Origin of the sequence: Desemzia sp. FAM 23990 (assembly GCF_045528485.1) — a bacterium.
GTDB lineage: Bacteria > Bacillota > Bacilli > Lactobacillales > Carnobacteriaceae > Desemzia.
The window spans coordinates 1-1,327 of the sequence record NZ_JBGQQW010000050.1; the positions used below are offsets into that span (position 1 = coordinate 1).

The window sequence follows — 1,327 nt, forward strand, 5'->3', positions numbered from 1 at the left end:
ATTCCTTAGAAAGGAGGTGATCCAGCCGCACCTTCCGATACGGCTACCTTGTTACGACTTCACCCCAATTATCTGTCCCACCTTAGGCGGCTGGCTCCCGAAGGTTACCTCACCGACTTTGGGTGTTACAAACTCTCGTGGTGTGACGGGCGGTGTGTACAAGGCCCGGGAACGTATTCACCGCGGCGTTCTGATCCGCGATTACTAGCGATTCCGGCTTCATGTAGGCGAATTGCAGCCTACAATCCGAACTGAGAATGGCTTTAAGAGATTAGCTTGGCCTCGCGACCTTGCGACTCGTTGTACCATCCATTGTAGCACGTGTGTAGCCCAGGTCATAAGGGGCATGATGATTTGACGTCATCCCCACCTTCCTCCGGTTTATCACCGGCAGTCTCACTAGAGTGCCCAACTGAATGCTGGCAACTAATAATAAGGGTTGCGCTCGTTGCGGGACTTAACCCAACATCTCACGACACGAGCTGACGACAACCATGCACCACCTGTCACTTTGTCCCCGAAGGGAAAGCTCTATCTCTAGAGTGGTCAAAGGATGTCAAGACCTGGTAAGGTTCTTCGCGTTGCTTCGAATTAAACCACATGCTCCACCGCTTGTGCGGGCCCCCGTCAATTCCTTTGAGTTTCAACCTTGCGGTCGTACTCCCCAGGCGGAGTGCTTAATGCGTTAGCTGCAGCACTGAAGGGCGGAAACCCTCCAACACTTAGCACTCATCGTTTACGGCATGGACTACCAGGGTATCTAATCCTGTTTGCTCCCCATGCTTTCGAGCCTCAGCGTCAGTTACAGACCAGAAAGTCGCCTTCGCCACTGGTGTTCCTCCATATATCTACGCATTTCACCGCTACACATGGAATTCCACTTTCCTCTTCTGCACTCAAGTTCTCCAGTTTCCAATGACCCTCCCTGGTTGAGCCAGGGGCTTTCACATCAGACTTAAAGAACCGCCTGCGCTCGCTTTACGCCCAATAAATCCGGACAACGCTTGCCATCTACGTATTACCGCGGCTGCTGGCACGTAGTTAGCCATGGCTTTCTGGTTAGATACCGTCAAGGGATGAACAGTTACTCTCATCCTTGTTCTTCTCTAACAACAGAGTTTTACGATCCGAAAACCTTCTTCACTCACGCGGCGTTGCTCCGTCAGACTTTCGTCCATTGCGGAAGATTCCCTACTGCTGCCTCCCGTAGGAGTCTGGGCCGTGTCTCAGTCCCAGTGTGGCCGATCACCCTCTCAGGTCGGCTACGCATCATCGTCTTGGTGAGCCATTACCTCACCAACTAACTAATGCGCCGCGGGTCCATCTA

General features: G+C 52.7%; 1 rRNA gene. It reads right to left on the minus strand.

The features are described 5' to 3' along the window. Window positions 1-9: 9 nt before the first annotated feature. Window positions 10-1,327 (minus strand): 16S ribosomal RNA (locus tag ACEN4I_RS13280); the annotation flags it as partial.